The 19,208-nt window shown below is 63.4% G+C and carries 22 protein-coding genes; 6 read left to right on the forward strand and 16 right to left on the reverse strand.

The window, feature by feature from the left end:
- The 3 genes from RMP10_RS08535 to RMP10_RS08545 all read right to left on the reverse strand — a co-directional run.
- The coding region (locus tag RMP10_RS08535) for a multicopper oxidase domain-containing protein (protein WP_310569916.1) at positions 1–1,548 on the reverse strand (1,548 nt) is incomplete at its 3' end.
- Positions 1,549–1,636: 88 nt separating this feature from the next.
- A complete protein-coding gene (locus RMP10_RS08540) occupies positions 1,637–2,512 on the reverse strand; it encodes an alpha/beta hydrolase-fold protein (protein ID WP_310569917.1) in 876 nt (291 codons plus the stop codon).
- Between the two features lie 327 nt (positions 2,513–2,839).
- Positions 2,840–3,418: a hypothetical protein gene (locus tag RMP10_RS08545; RefSeq protein ID WP_310569918.1), complete on the reverse strand. Its 579-nt coding sequence runs from the start codon at positions 3,416–3,418 to the stop codon at positions 2,840–2,842.
- Positions 3,419–3,557: 139 nt separating this feature from the next.
- Here RMP10_RS08545 and RMP10_RS08550 point away from each other — a divergent pair, with 139 nt between their 5' ends.
- The gene (locus tag RMP10_RS08550) at positions 3,558–5,339 is read left to right on the forward strand and encodes a hypothetical protein (RefSeq protein ID WP_310569919.1); all 1,782 of its coding nucleotides are present in this window, start codon (positions 3,558–3,560) and stop codon (positions 5,337–5,339) included.
- Between the two features lie 536 nt (positions 5,340–5,875).
- On the opposite strand, the gene RMP10_RS08555 is transcribed toward RMP10_RS08550, so the two are convergent.
- Positions 5,876–6,049 carry a hypothetical protein gene (locus RMP10_RS08555; protein ID WP_310569920.1) on the reverse strand — a complete coding sequence of 58 codons (174 nt, stop codon included), beginning with the start codon at positions 6,047–6,049 and terminating at the stop codon, positions 5,876–5,878.
- Between the two features lie 698 nt (positions 6,050–6,747).
- Between RMP10_RS08555 and RMP10_RS08560 the strand changes: the two genes are divergently transcribed.
- Complete coding sequence (locus RMP10_RS08560; protein ID WP_310569921.1) at positions 6,748–7,176, forward strand: hypothetical protein; 429 nt, start codon at positions 6,748–6,750, stop codon at positions 7,174–7,176.
- A gap of 122 nt (positions 7,177–7,298) precedes the next feature.
- Here the strand turns inward: RMP10_RS08560 and RMP10_RS08565 are convergent, their stop codons facing one another.
- Complete coding sequence (locus RMP10_RS08565; RefSeq protein WP_310569922.1) at positions 7,299–8,171, reverse strand: hypothetical protein; 873 nt, start codon at positions 8,169–8,171, stop codon at positions 7,299–7,301.
- On the opposite strand from RMP10_RS08565, the gene RMP10_RS08570 reads away from it, so the two are divergent.
- Complete coding sequence (locus RMP10_RS08570) at positions 8,157–8,858, forward strand: transposase (RefSeq protein ID WP_310569923.1); 702 nt, start codon at positions 8,157–8,159, stop codon at positions 8,856–8,858. The genes RMP10_RS08565 and RMP10_RS08570 overlap by 15 nt on opposite strands.
- A gap of 230 nt (positions 8,859–9,088) precedes the next feature.
- Here RMP10_RS08570 and RMP10_RS23405 read toward each other — a convergent pair whose 3' ends face one another.
- The 5 genes from RMP10_RS23405 to RMP10_RS08590 all read right to left on the reverse strand — a co-directional run bounded on the left by RMP10_RS23405 (position 9,089) and on the right by RMP10_RS08590 (position 10,906).
- On the reverse strand, positions 9,089–9,274 hold the full coding sequence (locus RMP10_RS23405; protein WP_345785787.1) for a type II toxin-antitoxin system HicA family toxin: 186 nt from the start codon (positions 9,272–9,274) through the stop codon (positions 9,089–9,091).
- On the reverse strand, positions 9,271–9,492 hold the full coding sequence (locus RMP10_RS08575; RefSeq protein WP_310569924.1) for a type II toxin-antitoxin system HicB family antitoxin: 222 nt from the start codon (positions 9,490–9,492) through the stop codon (positions 9,271–9,273). Before RMP10_RS08575 ends, RMP10_RS23405 begins: the two co-directional genes overlap by 4 nt.
- A gap of 395 nt (positions 9,493–9,887) precedes the next feature.
- Entirely contained in the window at positions 9,888–10,097 is a 210-nt protein-coding gene (locus RMP10_RS08580) for a hypothetical protein (protein WP_310569925.1), read from the reverse strand.
- 223 nt (positions 10,098–10,320) lie between these two features.
- Positions 10,321–10,614, reverse strand: a complete 294-nt coding sequence (locus tag RMP10_RS08585; RefSeq protein WP_310569926.1) for a BrnA antitoxin family protein — start codon at positions 10,612–10,614, stop codon at positions 10,321–10,323.
- Positions 10,586–10,906: a BrnT family toxin gene (locus RMP10_RS08590; RefSeq protein WP_310569927.1), complete on the reverse strand. Its 321-nt coding sequence runs from the start codon at positions 10,904–10,906 to the stop codon at positions 10,586–10,588. The genes RMP10_RS08585 and RMP10_RS08590 overlap by 29 nt, the downstream gene beginning before the upstream one ends.
- Positions 10,907–11,101: 195 nt before the next feature.
- Here RMP10_RS08590 and RMP10_RS08595 point away from each other — a divergent pair, with 195 nt between their 5' ends.
- On the forward strand, positions 11,102–11,722 hold the full coding sequence (locus RMP10_RS08595) for an integrase core domain-containing protein (RefSeq protein ID WP_310569928.1): 621 nt from the start codon (positions 11,102–11,104) through the stop codon (positions 11,720–11,722).
- A gap of 129 nt (positions 11,723–11,851) precedes the next feature.
- Here the strand turns inward: RMP10_RS08595 and RMP10_RS08600 are convergent, their stop codons facing one another.
- The 6 genes from RMP10_RS08600 to RMP10_RS08625 all read right to left on the reverse strand — a co-directional run bounded on the left by RMP10_RS08600 (position 11,852) and on the right by RMP10_RS08625 (position 16,077).
- A complete protein-coding gene (locus RMP10_RS08600) occupies positions 11,852–12,271 on the reverse strand; it encodes a hypothetical protein (protein WP_310569929.1) in 420 nt (139 codons plus the stop codon).
- A gap of 120 nt (positions 12,272–12,391) precedes the next feature.
- Complete coding sequence (locus tag RMP10_RS08605; protein ID WP_310569930.1) at positions 12,392–13,195, reverse strand: IS3 family transposase; 804 nt, start codon at positions 13,193–13,195, stop codon at positions 12,392–12,394.
- Between the two features lie 22 nt (positions 13,196–13,217).
- Positions 13,218–13,550, reverse strand: coding sequence for a transposase (locus RMP10_RS08610; RefSeq protein ID WP_310569931.1), 333 nt, complete (start codon positions 13,548–13,550; stop codon positions 13,218–13,220).
- Positions 13,551–13,814: 264 nt separating this feature from the next.
- Positions 13,815–14,348: a hypothetical protein gene (locus RMP10_RS08615; protein WP_310569932.1), complete on the reverse strand. Its 534-nt coding sequence runs from the start codon at positions 14,346–14,348 to the stop codon at positions 13,815–13,817.
- Positions 14,349–15,124: 776 nt separating this feature from the next.
- Positions 15,125–15,520 (reverse strand): hypothetical protein, encoded by a 396-nt coding sequence (locus RMP10_RS08620; protein ID WP_310569933.1) that lies wholly within the window; start codon positions 15,518–15,520, stop codon positions 15,125–15,127.
- A gap of 278 nt (positions 15,521–15,798) precedes the next feature.
- Complete coding sequence (locus tag RMP10_RS08625) at positions 15,799–16,077, reverse strand: hypothetical protein (protein WP_310569934.1); 279 nt, start codon at positions 16,075–16,077, stop codon at positions 15,799–15,801.
- A gap of 472 nt (positions 16,078–16,549) precedes the next feature.
- Between RMP10_RS08625 and RMP10_RS08630 the strand changes: the two genes are divergently transcribed.
- Both RMP10_RS08630 and RMP10_RS08635 read left to right on the forward strand, forming a co-directional pair.
- Positions 16,550–18,091, forward strand: coding sequence for an IS1182 family transposase (locus RMP10_RS08630; protein ID WP_310569935.1), 1,542 nt, complete (start codon positions 16,550–16,552; stop codon positions 18,089–18,091).
- A 731-nt stretch (positions 18,092–18,822) separates the two neighbouring features.
- Positions 18,823–19,208, forward strand: a 386-nt coding sequence (locus RMP10_RS08635; protein ID WP_310569936.1) for a transposase, incomplete at its 3' end; no start/stop codon positions are given.

Genomic DNA, 19,208 nt, shown 5'->3' on the forward strand with positions numbered 1-19,208 from the left:
GGGCTCCTCCACGATCAGCGCTCCGTACAAGCCCGTCGAGAGTTCGCTGCCGGCTTCGTCGTGCGTGTGGTAGATGAACGTGCCGGCCCGGGCGGCCGTCAGTCGCACGACGAATGAGTCACCCGGTGCGATGGGCGGCCGCACGCTGCGACCGGCACCGCTCCAGCCGCCCACGCCATCGAACCAGCTCTCGATTTCCATGCCATGCCAGTGCACCGCGAGCGGCGACGAGAGGCCATTCACCACCGTGATCGCCGTTGGCTCTCCACGATGCAGCACGAGCGTGGAGCCGGGGAACTGCATCGAATCGCGCGCCGGCGCCACGCCGCCGCGCTGCCACACGAACGAATGCCCCGGCGACGAGCCAAATACATTCGCCCGCTGTGTCGCGACCACGCGGAGCGACCGCACCGCCGGCGCACCAGGATTACGGCCCGAGGCCAATGCGAGCGCTCGCGCGGCCGTCGCGCCAGCGCGCGGGGTCACCTGCACGCCCATCACTAAACCCGCCATGTTCTCTTCGGGGTGATGCACCGACGACGCCGTGTGCGCGGAGCCAGCCGAACCGCCACGCAGCGGGATGCGCGGCGCGATACTCTGTACCAACGCCATGTGCCGCACGAGATGACAATGGAACAGCCAGTTGCCCGGACGTTCTGGCACCCACGTCATCGCCATCGTGCCGTTGAGCGGGAGTAATTCCGTCACCACGCGACGTTGTTGCCCTTCGGCATACAGCGTGTCGAGTCGGCCGTCGCCGCGCGCCGTGACCGTGAAGTAGAAGCCGTGCAGATGCAGCGGATGCGCGGCAGCGTTGGCGTTGATGATGCGCCAACGCACAGTGTCACCCACGACGTAACCAAGCCGCTCCGTGTGAGGCCAGCTCGCGCCGTTGATCATCATCCTGAACGCGGGATCGTGATGGACCCGCGCATCGTCGTCGTCGAGCCAACGGCTGATCAGCAGAATCCGCTCCCCACGCGGCGGCACGGTGCCGGCCGCATCCACGACCAGCGCACCCACCAACGGGCCCTCCCCTTTCTCTCCACTCGGCCAGTCATCCGGCACCGGTGCCGTCGGGTGTTGCACCGTGGGGCGGACCCGCGCCCAGTAGTAATAGGTTCCGGCGGTCGACGCTCGAAAGGCGACGGTCACGCGTGCGCCAGCCGCGATGGCAACCGAATCCATGCCGCGGCCGGCCGCGCGATCGTGCAAGCCGAAGACGACGAGCTGCACGCCAAGCGTGTTGTGCAGCGTCACCCGGATCGTGGTGCCGGCAGGGGCGCGCAGCAATGGCCCGGGTACCTTCGCCGGCTTCCCATCTTCGACGAACGCCAATGCACTGAGCTCGGCGCCGTTCGCCCCCTCGGGTCGCCAGCGAACCTCGCGGATGCTGAAGGACGCGTTGAGGGTGTCCGCGACGCGCGTCCCGGCGGGCCGGCGAAAGTCCTCCAGCTGCGCGAGGGGAAGCGCGGCGCGCAGGGGCCACGAAGTCGGTCGGCCCGATAACGCCAAGGCGGCGAGGGCGATCAAGAAAGGACGACGCATTTCCGGAGTATGCAGGTAGGCATTCCCGATGGCTACTCGGCGGCAAGCGCGCACACTGGCGACTTCGCGACCGCAGCCACCGTCGGTCCTATCGCCGCTTGCCGTAGAGCACGCGGAGCGTTCGGGCCATCATTGCCGGACCCACCGACGTATGCGACTCGCCCTGAAAAACCACGGTGTCCAGCACGAGCCCCTGATAGCCCCGGCTCCCAAGCACACCCGCGAACTTCGCCATGGGCGGTACCATCGATGCTCCCTCGTTTGCACCCACGGTAAGCAGTACACGCTTGGGCAGTGCGCGATGCGTCGCGGCGAAGGCGCTCTCCGTGGCGAACATCTCACTTCCCTTCCACCACAGCGATGGGCTGTTGACGCCGTACCGTTGGAAGAGATCCGGGGCAGCGAAAAGTGCATAGGCCGTGAACAACCCGCCGAGCGAGTGCCCCGACAACCCACGGTCGCCGGTTGTGCGGTATGCCGTGTCGATGAATGGGATCAGGTCGTTCCGCAGCGCCTGCAAAAAATCGCGCCCACCACCGGATCGGACGGTCTCCACCGCGAGTTTGTACTGCGTTGCAAATGTCGAGTCGGTCGCGGTATCACGCGAAGGCGTGTAGTCGCGCCAGCGATCGATGAACCACGACGTGAACGAGTACTCGCGCGCCGCGACCCCCACGATGATCACGTCCTCGAGCTCGCGAAAGAGCCCCATATACTCGCGCGCGGAGACCGCCGCTGGAAACGAAAAATGGCCATCGAGCAGATACAGCACGGGATAGCGTGTGGTATCTCCTCTCACGTAGCCAACCGGCGGAGCCACGTACAGCCGGTACTCGCGCCCGTTTGCCGTCGCCTTGAGGTCGTACTGCTGTGTGCCGGCCAGCGTAACGGGAGGCGCACCCTGTGCGTTGACCGGCGCGATCAGGACGAACGACAGGATGCACGACGCGAGCTGACGGAGCATGGATGTCCTCTAATGTGAAAGCCGCGCAGATCTGCACGTAGAGAAATACGTCACGCCCGGCGGGAAGGCGAGGCCGTGCGGAGTTGCGCGAAGATCTTCAAACGCCATCGGGAACTGTCCGCCGAAGCCGGCGCGGGCAGGGCGTGTGCAGCGTGCCCCGACGATAGGGCGGAGGCCACCACGCGAGCGATGACGCCACAAGCAGCGCGAGTGCAGCCGCGGTGAAGTTTGGTCGTGTCGTTGGATCAATGTACCGGCTGAGAAGAGTCACGCGGAGCCATTCCTGAGTACGTTGCCGCATACCCATCGACGGGAACGGGAAGGGACCTAGTGCAGCCCGATGCCGAGTCCGAACGCGAACGTGCCACTGGCGTTATTGGGTAATGCCGGCACGAAGGCGCCACGGATCGACGCCACCACGTTGGCAGGCCCTCCCAGAATGAAATCGACGCGGCCGGTCACGCCACCCATCGATGACCACGAGTACGGTGACGTGGTCCGTCGATAGACACTGACGAAACTCGGTCCCCCTGACGCACGCATCGACAACGCGCGATGCAGATGCCAGTCGCGGCCGATCAGCGCCGTCCACGACGTCACGAACGGCAACGCGACCAGACAGCGGCTTGGGAGCGAACCCGGATCGATCACGATGCAGTCGTCGGTGTTCTGAAGCCCGGACTGCGCAGACCACGACGCGCCCAATCGCAGGTGTCTGCCGACCGGCGCACTGAACATGGCGTCCAGCGCGCCACCAAGACTCGAGCGATACGTTCTGCTCGCTCCCCCCACCATTCCCGCTGCGCCGATCGACAGATCCAAAGATCGCGCTCGCGCGGGCTGTGCGGCGGCGGTTCCTGACGCCAAGCCCAGTAGCATTGCGGTACGCAGAAGCAAGGAACGCATGATCACATCTCCGGTTTGCGTCAACAGCGAAGATCAGCGGCGCGCTCCACGCGTCGCCTTGCGTCAAGGAACCGTTGCGCTCGACCCGAGTACCACCCGCCGTCCCGCGCTTCGTCGACCATGCCACAATGCCTGCCGAATGTACACCGACCGACCGTCGCTGATCGACCTCGGACTACTTCCCGATGCTGCGGGCGCGTGGCCACTCGGGGCCTGGCTCGATCACACGCACGCGCGCTCCGCACACGAGGCGCTGAAGCGGTTGCTGGCCGCGCCGCCCGCCAATCTGGAGGCGCTGCACCGACGGCAGGCGCTGCTTCCCCAGCTCGCGTCGATCGTCGACGCGGTACCCTGGCGCGATCTCCACGCGCTGTCCGCAGAGGTCCACGGGTTTCTGCACTCCAACTACGTCCTCGTGCCCGACGCCGTGCTTCCACGGACCCTGTTCGCGGCGAGCTTTCGCGAGATCGTTACGCACGTGGCGGCGCGCGTGCGGTCGGTAGACGCGCTGCTGACGCGCTTTGACGCCGTCTACGATCGGATTGCCGCCCTCCCGGAGGATCATACCTTCGCCGAGATCGTCAAGGCCTTTCGGCGCAGCGTGCACGACCACCGGCGCGAGCGCATCCGCGCGACCGTCGGCCGCGGGAAAACATTGGCCATCGCCGGGTTGGATCGGCTGGTGCGTGGGGGCACGCCGACGGACGCGCAGGCGGAAGAACCACCGCACGCACCGCCGCTGCGGGACGTCCTGGACGCCCTCGTGCGCGCGATTGCGGAGCTCGACGCGTTCTGTTCGCTGGCGACCGCATCCACGGCGGTCGCGGGTGTCGTACCGCAGCTGGCCGCGCGCGGAGGTATTGGCCTCGTACTTTCCGGCGTCCGGCATCCCGCGCTCTCGGCCAGCATGCCCAACGACGTCGTGCTCGCCGAGTCCGAACGCGTGCTGCTGCTGACCGGTCCCAACATGGCGGGCAAGAGCACCTTGCTGCGGGCGGTCGGCATCACCGTGTACTGCGCGCATCTCGGCATGGCCGTCGCGGCGCGCGCCGCCCAGATTCCGTGGCATGACCGACTGGTGGTGTCGCTCACGGTGCGCGATAACCTGTCACGGGGTGAGAGTCTCTATCTCGCCGAAGTGCGTCGGGTGCGGGCCGTCGTCGAGGCGGTAGATCGCGGCGAGGCCGTACTGGCGATCTGTGACGAAGTCTTTCGCGGCACCAACATCAAAGACGCCACGCAGGCGTCGGCGCTCTTGGTCGACGGGCTCGCGTGCGCCCCGCACGGGACGTTTGTCATCGCGTCCCATCTGGCGGAGGTGGCGGAGGCGCGGACCGGACAGCGCGGCATCGCGTGCTGGTGCATGGAGGTCGAGCAGCAGAGCGACGCGTGGCGCTTCACGTATCGCGCGCGCCGCGGCGTGTCCGACGTCCATCTCGGCATGGTCCTCCTCGACGCCGAAGGCGTTGGCCCGGTGCTGCGGCGTATGGCCGCGCGAACGCCTGCGGAGCGCTACGAGCTGCCCTCGGCGCCGGCTTCCTGCAACAGCTCATGCGCCGCAGCGCTGGGTCGGCGTGCCGATCGCCGTACACTTCCCATGATAGCCCAGCGAGCGCACGATCGTGTGTACGGCACCACGCGAGCATCGCGGCATGCGCGCCTGCACAGAAATCGACGGTGGTCTGCTCATCGATCGCGTCACGAGAGAGGAAGATGTTCTGTCCGAGGAGGACCACCGTGCCCTCGCGCGCCGCCAGCTTCTAAAACGGCATCGCACTCACATGGCCCGCCACGACGCGCCATTGCTCGCCGCGGCGCGCCCAGACGCGAGTATAGCGATAGACACCGGAGACGGGTTGTCCGTGGACGAGGACCTCGAGGTGCGCTTGGAGGGCGACGACCAAGACATCGGGCGCGATGAGACGCCACTGCAGATCGGTCGGCTCGTGCGAGGTAAAGCGTACGGCCCCGCTCCGATGGAGCGCGAGGTCGTCTGCTTTCGACGCCAACACGCCGTCCGGTCCGACAAAGAGCAAGTCCTCGTCGATGAGGCGCTCGAGCGAATCGACATCTCCGTCGAGTTGCGCCTGCCGTAATGACGCTTCCAACGTTTCGACCAATGCTTGTTGCATGACGATTGCGATGAATTGAACCGACGATAGGTGTGGCGCGCGGCCACAGCGCAGCAACCACGTTGGTCGCCAACGTCACACACTCTAGCTTGCGGACTGCACGCGCGCGATCCAGCTAGCTCTGTCGACGAGCGATACGGTCACAGAGTGGAAGCCAACGATCCTTAGGGCGCCACTCCCAGGTGATCGTTTGGGTCCATCCGTCTTCACTGAACTCAATGCGTGCGCGCTCCCTGTCACCGCTCACACTCCACAGGCGTCCATCGACGTCCATTTCGTAGTGACGGTAGAATCCGTGATTGTCGAAGGTGCGCGCGAAATGACGTCACGTGCCGGTGTGCGTGCTAACCCACGGTTCAGCGACGCTTCTCGGATCGCCGACGGGCTGATTCGAACTACCGAACGACTCGCCGTCGGTCTTCCAGTGGCCCAGGAACACGGCGAGCGCTTGATGCTTCTCGCCGCGCACGGGTGCGACTTCAGTATCGCGCGGGGTCACTTGACGTCTCCGTTGAATCGTTGTTGACGGTCGCGTATCCACCGTTCTGATGATTGTGCAGTAGTTCTGGTCAGGGCGCCAGCTCGATGCGGCCTCGGTGGCAAACACCGTGCGTTCGCTGGAGCGGCGTGTCTGATCATCCGTCGTGAGAGCCCGAATGACCACAACGACGGACGCGGCTGTGGCCTCTTGCGCGGTTGGCGGGGCAAATGTTTATCGGCGTCGATATGGCGATAGCCGGGCTGGTGATCCGCGTGCTGTCGAGTATAGAGCGATTCACGGTTGAGAACGATGAAGGGAGCGTGCGGACGTTGGTGCAGCGCGCCGCCTCGAGCAGTCCGCAGTTGATCATGCTGGAGGCGACCGGCAGATACGAGCTGCTTGCCGTCGCAATCGTGTGGGACAGGTGTTCAGCACCGAGCGAGGCGAGCTTCGGAAGATGCCCGTCTGCAGCAAGCATCGCTCGGAAAGCGCCACACGCATGTTGCTTCGAAGCGGCCTCGTGCGCAGCCGAACGGTAGCGGGCCGCGCCGTGCCCCGAACGGCCAACCGCAACGCGTCGTCCTGCAACCCCGCCTTCGCTGATCCGTGCAGGTAAAAGCGTGAGCCATTTCACGAAGCCGCCCTGCTGAGCGCCCCGTTGGCCCTTCGCTTGCAAGGGAGGATGCCAAACGGTTCACACTTTCTGGGAGAAACATATGAAGACTTCATTTGCGAGCGGGATACTTGGTATCGCGACCGCCGCTGTCCTCGCTGGTTGCGGCGTCAAGACCACCACGACCAGCGTGGTTCCATCAGGAGCAACGCGGACTGCCACCTGCGAGGCCGTCGTGAAGACATACGATAGCCGCGCCGAGATTCCATCGGATTACTACGAACTGGCGTTCATTCAAGCCGAAGCCAACTCGGTGTATACGTCCGACCGGAAGATCGAGGCGACCATCATCAAGCGCGCGGCAGAAGCTGGCGCCACAGCGATCATCGCGAATCCGGTCACCGAGTCCAAGGTAGGCGTGAAGGTGCTCGGTGAGGCACTCGGCACCGGCAGCGCAAGCTCCAAGGCATCCGCGCTCGCAATCTACTTGCCGGCCGATGCGCCGCGCGTCACGCAGATGTGCGGTAGGTAGCTCGTAGCCGTGAGCGCGACAGGGTCGCCCATGGCGCGCTCACGGGAGAAGGTCTACCGAAACAGTAACACCGACAACGGGTTGCGTTACGCTGAGGCATACCGAACGCATCATCGCCTGCTTCACTGTCGGTCGATCCGGTAGCGCACCACGACCGGTACGTCATCGCCGTCGAGCTGAATGTCGTACAGATGCTGTCGAGCAATGAACAGTCGGTCGCCGAGCGGGCGCGGCACGCGCACGGAGGCGATGTGCGTTCCACTCGCGTCGAACACACCGATGGGCGCCGGCGTGGTATGCGAATTTCGGCGCACCCATACGCGCCCGTCATCGTCGACGTCAATCTGCCGGAGCGCCGGGTATGTGATGGGAATGCGGTGTTCACCGTCATCGACCAACGTACCTTCTGCGCTGGCGAAGGTACAATAGCGGCGTACCATACTGTCGCGCAGTGCAGGTGGCACCGTTATTCGCGGCACGATGCAGGACACTACCGTGCGCAGGGGCTGACCGAGTGACGCCTGGAACAACTGGTACGTCGACATTGGTACACACCATACAGTACCTCGACCCGTTACCACCGTCTGCGGGTCAGCGGCGAACGGCAGCGTGAACGACGTCGCAAAGCCGTCGTGCGCACGGTAGACATGCGTTGGTGCGGGGGCACCGCACGTGACCCCGCCCACCGTGTCCGCCCGCCCGTCGGGGTGGATAAAACGAACGCGTGCCTCGGCGCGCGCGTACCCCGTGCGGGCGTCCACGCCGTCGATGGGTGCTCGTACAGGGTAGTCGATGATGCGCCCAAGGGAATCCACCGCGCCTTGCCATACCTCGCCATATCCGCTGGACGCGGCGAGCGTCTGCCGCAAAAAGCGGCCGTTGAAGTCGACGAGTATGTACCGTCCCTGACTCGGGTCGTTGACGACTACCGCATCGGGACCAAGGGCCATGCCCGTGGCATACTCCAGTTCTCCCGGGTCGTGACGGCGACGCACGCGCTCCGCGCGACCAACGCGCTGATCACGGCCGATGCGGGCTATCACAGCAAGACGAATCTGGAGGCGCTCGCGGCGATGCGCGTCCCCGCGCTGATCGCCGACAACGAGATGCGCGGTCGAGATGAGCGCTTCGCGACGCAAGACCGGCACACCGTGCTACCGCATCCGCTGCACAACAAATCGGCGCCAGTGTCACCATCGTCGCCCTGCTTTACGCCGAATGACTTCGTGTACGACGCGGACGCACGCACCTGCACGTGTCCCGCGGGCAAGTCGCTGTACCGGAAGGGGCGTGCAAATATGACGAAGGACTACGTCGGCGAGCATGTTCGCGGCGCGAAGCGGGACGGCGTACCCTGCACCCTACGCGCCACGTGTCTGCGCTCGCCGGACGCCACCGCGGTCCGCAACGTGGCGTTCTTCCGCGGCCGCGTCGAGCCCGACACGCGGCACCCGCGCGACACGCACACCATGCGCATGAAGGCGCGCATCGATTCCGACACCGGTCGTGAGCAGTACGGGCGGCGATTCGCGACGGTGAAGCCGGTGTTTGCGAATCTGCGCCATAACAAACTATTGGATCGCTTCACACTGCACGGGCGCACGAAAGTCGATGGGCAATGGAAGCTGTTTTGCTTGGTGCACAACATTGAAAAACTCGCTTGCGCGGGATACGCGGCGTAAGCAGAGCGAGGAACACCACGCGTCGACGCGCAAAGCATGCGATACGACCGCGATTTGTACGAGCAATCATCGATGGGATCTACGCGGCGCTACGCCGCGCGCGTGCGCGCCTGCAAACGACTTATCCTACAACCTCACCGCTAAGCGTTCTGCTGCGAGCGCATCAGATCAAATGCGAGCGTAGCGAGCAATCCGAAACGCGCTTGTCAGTTGCAACGCGCTGTTCGGCATCATGGCTCCGGAATTTCGAGATCGCGGCAGATTTTTCGCGCGAGATAATCATTCACCTCACGATGGCGCGGGATAACGGACGTCCGACGCGCGGGGCGATTAACGAAGCCTGAGTGATTGCCGCCCTCCCGGAGGAGGACACAGCCGTGCGCCTCGACATGGCGCACGAGCTCGACGCGCTTCACGCGCTGAGGCGGAGGGGTTCGCGAATCACGGCGGCGCCCGCAAGGTCTTCTTCCGCCATGGCGCGATTAGCCTCCATCACGAGCACCACGGCCTCGCGTAAGTTGGCTCGCGCTTCGTCGAGTGTGGCACCTTGCGTATTGGCACCCCGCAGTTCCTCTACGAAGGCAATGTACCCTTCAGGTACCGCCTGATAGACAGCAGTCAGCTCTACGGCCATTGCGAACTCCGAGGTTGTTGGGACTCTTACAATGTATGGTCGCCACGGCTGAACCGCACGCGTGCATTACGCAACCCGCCGCATTGGGTCGGCCGGGCACTTGCCGCAGTTTGCACTGATCGTCCGAGCCGGCACGGCTCGTTGCCTGCTAGACATCCGCGCCCTGCTGTGGGGCCTGGTAACGATGCGGCAGGCGAACGACGCAAGGCAGCCGACGTCCGCGAGGAGCCCCGTCGCCAGCAGCGATCGGGTCGGTAACTCCGCGGGAAAGGCTACGAATGACGATGGTGCGGAATTGGCGATGGAGCGATCGCAGCTGACACTGGGACCGCGTCGACGGCTTGCCCATTGCTGAGCGCTCTCTGGCTGTCCCACGGGTCGGCTATCTCTGCCACTCACTGCGCGGCGATATCCGGCTCGCCTGGTATTCCGCGCGCGAGCCAGATCGCACCAATTGCACTGAGAACGGCGTGGACGATGATCGTGAACCGACGGAAGTCATTCGCCTCAGGGTGAGCAGAGTACAGCCAGTTGACGGCTTGGAGCATCAGACCAACGAGAATCCCAGCGATCATTCCGCGGACAAAGATCTGGCGTCGTGTCATCGATTCAAGATTGGTACGACGTGTGTGAATCGGGCCCCGTTCTGTGCATCAGGCGCAGGGTGATTACGAACGCCCTCTCAATCTGCGGCAAAGCTACCCAACTTGCTGACGCCGAACGCTGCGCTCTGCTGCAGCGACTCTCAACAAACAGCCGTGAACGGAGGCGCGCCAGCGCCGCAGTTACACGGCGCACCCCACCGTCGCTTTCGGCAGCAGCGAAACGTTATGCGCTCGCGCGCCGTTCGGCGGCAATGCGCTCCGCCAAGTAGACCTTGAGGAGCGACTGATACGGAACATCGCGCTGATTCGCCAAGACCTTGAGCTCGTCGAGGAGCCCTTGCGGGAGGCGCAGCGAGATCGTCGCGGTAGACGGCTTCAGATTCGGAAACGTGACGCGGGTCGCCTGCGGATACTCGAAATACTCAGACGTATCCGCCGTGGCCCAGAACGCGCGCTCTTCGTCTTCGGAGCGGAACGCCGGAATCGACTTACGGGGCTTCGTGCGGGATTTTGGCATATAGGGTTCGCTCCTTGCGACTCATCGGCCGGGCCGAAATCACGCGGACCAGATCGCGACGCACGGTGAAGATCACCGCGAGTCGCCGATCCGCCGCCGTACGGCCCAGCACGAGGTAGCGCGGCTCTCGGGTAGAGTGCTTGGCATCCTCGGCCAGCAGCACCGGCTCATAAAAAAAGACGTCCTCGGCTTCGTTCCGCGAGACCGCATGCCGAGCCCAGTTCTTCTCCGCATTCCCGCCGTCCCAGTCGAAGCCGGCCAGTCGGGCCGCGAAAGCGGAAAAGTCGGTCACCCTGAAAGTATATGCTGATCATATACAGAGCGCCAGTGGCCGCGATGCGCATGTCCATTCCTGCCTCGCTGCGCATAACGAGGCTGTAGGAAAAGTCCCGAAGCAAGCCAATGTGGAAACGGAACTTGATAGCACGCGACGGGTTCGTCCTGCGTCGAATGTGGTGTCGGTTCGCCTCGCTGTCGAGATCCTGCCATGGCCCGCTACAAGTCCCTCGATACCAACCCGCAGTTTCTGAGCGTCGACCTCGCGCGCCAGTTGCTGCCCGGCACGTTCGAGCACGCGCTGAACCACCTGCTCGACCACGAAGTGGATCTGGCGCACTTCGACGCGCGCTTCAAGAACGACGCCACCGGCGCGCCGGCGCCGGCGAGTCCGCAGGAAAACGGCGCGCATGAGCGCATGCATCGGGTCCTCAAAGCGAAAGTCACCAAGCCCGCCGCGGCCAACGCGAAACTGCAGCAACGGGTGCCCAACACGTTCGTACAGACCTACAACGAGGTGCGGCCCCACGAGGCGCTCAATGACGAGACCCCCGCCTCGCGCTGGCGCCCCTCCGCGAGACCGCTGCCAACGCGCATCATCCCACCAACCTATCCGGGCCATTTCGAAATCCGACGCGTGAGCACGGCCGGCACGTTTCGCTTACACAACGGCCAGCAGTTCTTAACCCAAGCACTCAACGGCGAGACCATCGGACTCGAGGAGGTGCAGGACGGCGTCTGGAACGTGATCTACTACGAGACGTTGCTCGGTCGATTTGACGAGCGCACCCGCACCATCACCGGCGCACCGTCTCTCAAGAAAGACTGTTAACGATGTCCCCGGACAAAGTGTCACCTATCTTCCCGACTGTTCACGGTGCGAAAGCCATCATGCCGGCTTTCGAAACTGCACGCTCCAGATGATCGCAAGCAGTTCTTCCTGTCCCTCTTCGGTGTTGGACTAGCCGCTTACCGTCAGCGGCATGATGGGTGAAGTGTCTCCCTGCCGTGCCCAGTGCGCCGCAGCGAGGTACTCGCCGGCCGGGCCGCGACCAAGAAGCACAGTGACCGCACGTCCCCCGATCTCAGTCGTGCATTTGCGCACCTCGTCGAGTGAACGGAGAGCGGACAAATCGTTCGCGCTTGCTCCGTACTCGAAGCCGAGAATCACTTCGCCCCGCCTCCAGCCCGATACTTCGGCGCTGGTTGGCGTGTCGAACTTGACGAACGAGCGCGGTACCCGCAGAGAGAACGCGCTGGCTGACACTTCAGACGCATCAGTGACGCCGTGAGACGGGCGCTCGCACGGCAACGCAGAGGCGTCGTTAGCGTCGTTCGAGAAGCCGGCGAGAAAAGCGGTGAGCAGAAACGCGAGGAACATCAGAGACCGGGTTTGGGTTGCATAACGCTAGCTTCTGCAGCGGGCGATCAAATAAGGCGCGAGCGAAGCGAGCATCCACTTCGCCCGGGATCTTGCACCACTTTCGTGGACATTCGTTGATTATGCTGCGCAACGCTCGAAGGCGATAGGAGAAGTGTAGTTCAAGCTGGAGTGCAGTCGCGTGCGGTTGTAGTAGCGGATGTACTGACGGAGCGCGGTGCGAAGCGCGTGATCGGTGAGAAAGGTGACACCACGCGTCAGTTCGGCCTTGAGCGAGTGCCAGAACGACTCCGCGTGCGCGTTGTCGCCAGGCCCTCGAACACTGGCGCTCTGGCGCATGCCGTGGGCCACGACGGCGTCACAGAAGGCCGCCCCCATGTATTCCGTGCCGCGATCGCTGTGAAAGATCACCCCCACCGCAGGTCGTCGGCGCACGGCCGCGCCGAGCACCGCGCACGTGACGGCTGACGTACGGCGCCGCGTCAACGACCACGCCAAGACGCGGCGGGAATACTGATCCATCACGATCGCGAGGTACCACCAGCAGCCCGCCACCTTGAAGTACGTGATGTCGCCGACCCACACCTGATTGGTCGCGGTTACGGTGGTCTTCCAGAGCAAGTTCGGATGGCGGGCATACCGCTGATGCACGGCGGCCTTCGCGCGATACCCGCGCACGGCTTTGGCCCGCAGGCCGGCGGCCGCCATGAGTCGCGCGACCCGACGGCGACTGACCGGCCAGCCAGCGTCTACCAGTGCGCGGTGTAGCCGTGGACTGCCGTACCGCTCGTGATGGCGCGTGAACAAGCGGACAAGCTCGGTGGTCAAGCGTCGGTCCTGTTTCGCATGGTCACTTACTCCGCGGGCGCGCCAGGCATAAAAGCCACTTGGCGTGACGTCGAAGCGGTGACACCGCCACGTCACGCGGAACTGCGTGCAGTGCGCGTCAATGAAGGCGAACGTTTCGCCCGTTGAGCGGAACAGAACCGAATGGCTTTTTTAAGAGTTCGTGCTCCTGCTGCAGCTCGGCATACCGCTGCTCGAGCGCCTGCAGCTGCGCGATCTCACGCGCCGGGCCAGGTGGCGGCGCCTTGACCGCGCGCCCGCCAACCATCCCGTCGCGTACGTCCTTCCGCCACTTCGACAGCATGAAGGGATGAATCTCTAGCGCGGCGGCTACCGTCTTGACCTGCATGCCCGGCTGTTGACTGAGACGAACGGCCGTCTGCTTAAACTCGTCCGTGTACTTGTACAGCTTGCGCGGTCCCGATCGTGGCACGTGTAACTCCCATTCTCGTTAGGTGGAAGTGTACACGAAACTGATGCAAGAGCCCTCGCCAGCAGCAAGCATCGTTATGCAGTCGCGGACTACGGACTAGCCTCACGACCGTAACCGTCCTTGAACGGTAGCACCTTGGCACCGCCACTCAGGGACCAAGAGCCAGCGAAATACCGACAGGTTGGTTCGAGCATGGCCGCAAATCGAGTTGCAGATGGCGGCGGCGCGATCTTCGTGTACTAGCCTGTTATCAACAACAACTACTCAGGTTACAAGATAGTCTCCGGCACTAATGAACTGCCACGCATCGGTCGAGAGCCGACGGAACTTCAGAGCGCGTGCTACGGTCCGAACGTGACCGCCTTCACCGGATCTGTAAGCACTAAACGATACCCACACGAGCAGTTCATCTCCGTCATCGTTGGCTTGGGCCGCGTAGACAGTGAGAAACTCTCCTTCACGCTTCATTTCGCAGCGCACGGAGATCGACCGAGTTGGACACTCGTAATAATCGAAAAAGTTCGCTCTTACGAGCCGAGGAGGAATGACACGCACCGACTCCGAAGCAGTTTCTATCGGCAGGCGTGATTTCGCGCGCAGCACCGAGAGGCTGAGATCGACATCGACCATGATTCTGCTTTGCGTCGACTTTGTGAGAACGCTATCTTTTACGGCGAAGTCGAGAGTCTTCTCGACGATCGCGACGATATCTCGTTCATTCATCCGTGCCCCGGTCTGCCCTGCGCGCGGCGACGCAAACGCGAGTGCAACAAGAAGACAACTTGCTGTTCGTATCATGATGCTCTCCAAGTAATGTTGAACAACCCACACGTTTCGTGCCGGCGGGGAGCTGAGGCGTACTAGTACTTCCGGAACACGAGGACTAGCTGCTCTATTGGCATGTGTTTGCCATAAATACCCCAATACCCCACGTCTCGTTCGGATCTTCCATTCCGTTCTGATGCTGCTCCTCATGAGCGATGGTCCCAGCAAGCACCTCCGTCAGCTGAGTAATGCCAAGGTCGGTTATGTACGTATTGGGGTCTGTCGAGTGGTAGCCAGTGAAAGTTGTTTGGGGTGGTATGTTAGCATTCATCCATACGTAGGCTCGGGTTCCCGGTGGTAAGGGCACGTTTGCCTGTGCCGGTCTGAAGCCGTAGCCTTTTGCATCGAACCGTGCTTGGGCAGCATTGCCCGCGTTAATGCAACCGACGTTGCCGTGGCCTTTCAAATGATTGATGGATGCTTGGATGTCCTGGCAGAACGCACCACTAAATGTGCAATCGTATGTAAATCGGGGGCCAGGGATCGTGCGCTCATCAAATCCATTCGTTGGTGCGTTCTCCACGCACCCTGTTGAAAGCCACGTCGCTGATAGAAGCACCAGCGCTTTCGCACACCGGGTCACAGGAGCCTCGAATGTTTGAGTGAGTCGCGCGGAAAGGGAAACCTTGACGACGCCTGGGAATTGCATAACGCGGGCTTCTGCAGCGGGCGATCAAATCAAACGTGAGCGAAGCGAGCAACCGTATCGCCCGTCTGCAGCAAGCACCGTTATGGGACGACTGCGCAGGCTAACGCACATCGACGCCAGCAGCGGGAGACGGGTGTCGCGCCTTCCACCACGCCCAGGCCATTGCCCCCAGCAGCGCCAGGAGTACACCCTGGTAGGCGACCTCCAGCATCGGCGGTACGAGGGTACCTCGCATGCGCGCCGCCTCGCGCGCCATAGCGACCGCCATGCCCGTAGTCCCGAGCAGTGCTCGACGCGTGCCGCCCTGTCCGAGCGCGCTTGGAGAGGTGCTCTGGACCAAGCCGACGACGAAGAGCGGGGACGCGAGGCTTGCGGACACCACAAACCGACCAAACGCGCTCGCAGTCGAAGGCAGCCATTGATAGAGCACGCCGGCCAACGCCAAGGCGACCGCCGATAGGCTGAGGCCGAGCCACGCGCGCATGTTATCGCTCATCACCGGCTCCGGAGAAGAAGATTGTCGCGTTGCGGCATCGTCGCGATTTGGCGCCGCCCGCATCATTGCGTCGAAACATCAAGATTCGTGCGGCCTTGTACGAGACACGCAACCTGTTTGTCGATCGCATAACGCCTGGCGTTCTGCTGCAGCGCATCAAATAAACTGCGGCCGGACGGGCGCCGTGCGCCAGCACGGCGACCGCCTGCCGCACACCGCCTCGCGCTGCCAGCAGCAACGTTTCGTTAGACCAAACCTGGGACCAGTCGAGCCGCTCCTCAACGGTCATCCTCCGTAGAGCGGGAGCTCACCGAAGTTGTCGGTTGCGTGGGCAACTCAAACGACGCCAACACGCGCGCGAGTAGTGGCAAGTCGCTTCCCTTACGTAGCCGCGCCATCTCGCGTGCCGCCGCCAACTTGTTGGCAAGCCGACCGAGTCCGATTGCGGTCGCGGCGGTAGCGAAGACCGTCAAGGCAGGGATGACCACGACCCAGGCGCGCGAGTTCTTGGTCCACCATCGCCATGCCGGCCCCCCATCGATGAGTAGATCAGCCACGAACGCAGTCGATGAGACCAGTAGCAGGGCGGAGATCATTACGGCAGCGCCAAGCATCCACCCGCCTAATTTGCGACGGAGCCCATCCGCGCACGAACGGCACACAGGGATACCCGTCACGTTGTACGTCGCCGTGAATCCGAGGCTGCTTCCACACGATCCGCAGCATCCGGCGACCATCCGGGCTGTGGCGGTTCGACGCCACAGCAAGTAGCGCACGAGGGCGATCGATGAACCGACGCCTACGGACAGCGTAACCGCAAAGAACGGAATGAAAACAAAGGGCGACGCGTCAAATGCCATTGAGCTCTCCGATTGAAACCGCAGCCAGCAGCAACACTACTTTCGGGGTCTAACGAGGCTGTAGGAAAAGTCCGCAAACAGTCAATGTGGAAACGGAACTCCCGCCCGCGCCTCGGGTGTTTGATGACGGAAATGTGCAGTCCGATTTCATCTCCGTCGAGGGGTCGGCATGGCGCGCTACAAGTACATCGACACGCAGCCCCGATTGTTGGCCGTCGACTTGTCCCGGCAGCTGCTGCCCGGCACGTTCGAGCACGCGCTCAACCATCTGCTCGATCACGCGATCGACCTGTCCCACTTCGACGCGCGGTTTCAGAATGATGCGACCGGTGCACCGGCGTATCCACCGGCGCTGTTACTCAAGGTGGTGCTTTTCGCGTACTCGCAGGGGATCGTCAGCAGCCGGCAGATCGAGCGCGCGTGCCAAGAGCACGTCACGTTCATCGCCCTCTGCGGCGACCGCGCGCCGCACTTCACGACGATCGCCAAGTTCGTCAGTTCGTTGGGCGAGGACATCGCGCGCGTCTTTGCGGCGGTGCTGGCGGTGTGTGACACCCAGGGCTTGATCGGCCGGGAGATGTTCGCCATCGATGGCGTAAAACTGCCGAGTAATGCGTCGAAGCATCGCAGTGGAACGCGGGCGGATTTCGAGCGACAGGCCGCCAAGTTGGAGCTGGCCGCGACCACGATGCTGCAGCGCCATCGTGCGGCGGACACCGCGCCCACGGAGCCCGATCCCGACACGAAGGCGACGAAGCGGATCGAGCGATTGGAGCACGATGCGGCGCAGATCCGCTCCTGGCTGGCGAACAATCCCACCGATCGTCGCGGGCCGAAGGGCACGCTCCGCAAGAGCAATCGGACCGACAATGACAGCGCCAAGATGGCGACGAGCAAAGGCGTGCTCCAGGGCTACACGGGCGTCGCCGCCGTCGACAGCGCGCATCAAATCATCGTCGAGGCGCAAGCGCATGGCACGGGCGCCGAGCAGGAACTACTCGTGCCCGTGGTGACGGCCACGCACGCGCTCCGCACCGCGGACACGCTGATCACCGCCGATGCGGGCTATCACAGCGAGGCGAACCTAAAAGCGCTCGCGGCGATGCGCGTCGCCGCGTTGATCGCCGACAACGAGATGCGCCGTCGGGATGAGCGCTTCGCGACGCAGGACCGGTACACCGCGCTACCGAATCCGCTGCACAACAAGGCGACGCCGACACCGGCCTCATCACCCTGCTTCACGCCGAACGACTTCGTCTACGACGCGGACGCACGCACCTGCAAGTGTCCGGCGGGGAAGTCGCTCTATCGGAAAGGCCGCGCGAACATGACGAAGGACTACGTCGGCGAACACTTTCGCGGCGCGAAGCGGGACTGTGTCCCGTGCGCGCTGCGCGCGCATTGTCTGCGTACGCCGGACACGACCGCGGTGCGCAACGTCGCGTTCTTCCGCGGCCGCGTCGAGCCCGACACGCGGCACCCGCACGAAACGCACACCATGCGCATGAAGGCGCGCATCGATTCGGCCATCGGCCGTGAACAGTACGGTCGGCGTTTCGCGACGGTCGAGCCGGTGTTTGCGAATCTGCGCCACAACAAGCGCCTCGATCGCTTCACGCTGCGTGGGCGCACGAAGGTCGACGGGCAATGGAAGCTGTTTTGTCTGGTGCACAACATCGAAAAGCTCGCCAACGCGGGATACGCGGCGTAAGCAGCGCGAGGAACACCGCACGTCGAAGCTCGAAGCGAACGATACGACCACGATTCGCGCGAGGAATACTCGAACGAATCCGCACCGCGCGATTCGGTGCGCGGGCGCGTCCGTAAAACGTCTAATCCTACAACCTCAACGCCTTGCGTTCTGCTGCAGCGCTTCAAATAATCTGCGCGCGCAGCGCGCTTTCCGAAATGCGCTGACTGCAGAAACGTTTCGTTAGAGCGCGAATTGCTCGCCGCGACAATCGGCGCCTTCGCCTCGATGCGTAGCTCGCACATTCCGAACAGTACCATCGGTGCTAGCGACCGCCGGATCGCATTTGCCGCCTTGACCGGACGACCAGCATTGTTCCACAAATTGCGAGCAGCGAACCGCAGCAGACAAGCGCCCTCGCGACTCCGCCCTCGACGAGCGCACTAGTCCCTGCCGAGCCGAAAGGCAGGCCAATGCTCGCCAGCATGGCGCCGACCTCATAGCCCAGGATTGGCGTTCCCGATCGTCGATGTAGAACATAGATCCGCCACGAACAGAGGAGGGACACTCCGCTAAGAATGAACGCAATCACGAGTGAGATGTTCATAGTAATGGATTTGCAGTTGTCGCTCTAACGAGGCTGTAGGAAAAGTCCCGAAGCAAGCCAATGTGGAAACGGAACTTGATAGCACGCGACGGGTTCGTCCTGCATCGAATGTGGTGTCGGTTCGCCTCGCTGTCGAGATCCTGCCATGGCCCGCTACAAGTCCCTCGATACCAACCCGCAGTTTCTGAGCGTCGACCTCGCGCGCCAGTTGCTGTCCGGCACGTTCGAGCACGCGCTGAACCACCTGCTCGACCACGAAGTGGATCTGGCGCACTTCGACGCGCGCTTCAAGAACGACGCCACCGGCGCGCCGGCGTACCCGCCGGCCATGTTGCTCAAAGTGGTGCTGTTCGCGTATTCCCAGGGCATCGTGCGCAGCCGGGCCATTGAACGCGTGTGCCAAGAGCACGTGACGTTCATGGCGTTGTGCGGCATGACGGCGCCGCATTTCACCACGATTGCCCATTTCGTCAGTACGCTCCGCGACGACATCGCCCAGGTGTTTGCGGCGGTGCTGGCGGTGTGTGACGG

It is taken from the genome of Gemmatimonas sp., assembly GCF_031426495.1.
Taxonomy (GTDB): Bacteria; Gemmatimonadota; Gemmatimonadetes; order Gemmatimonadales; family Gemmatimonadaceae; genus Gemmatimonas.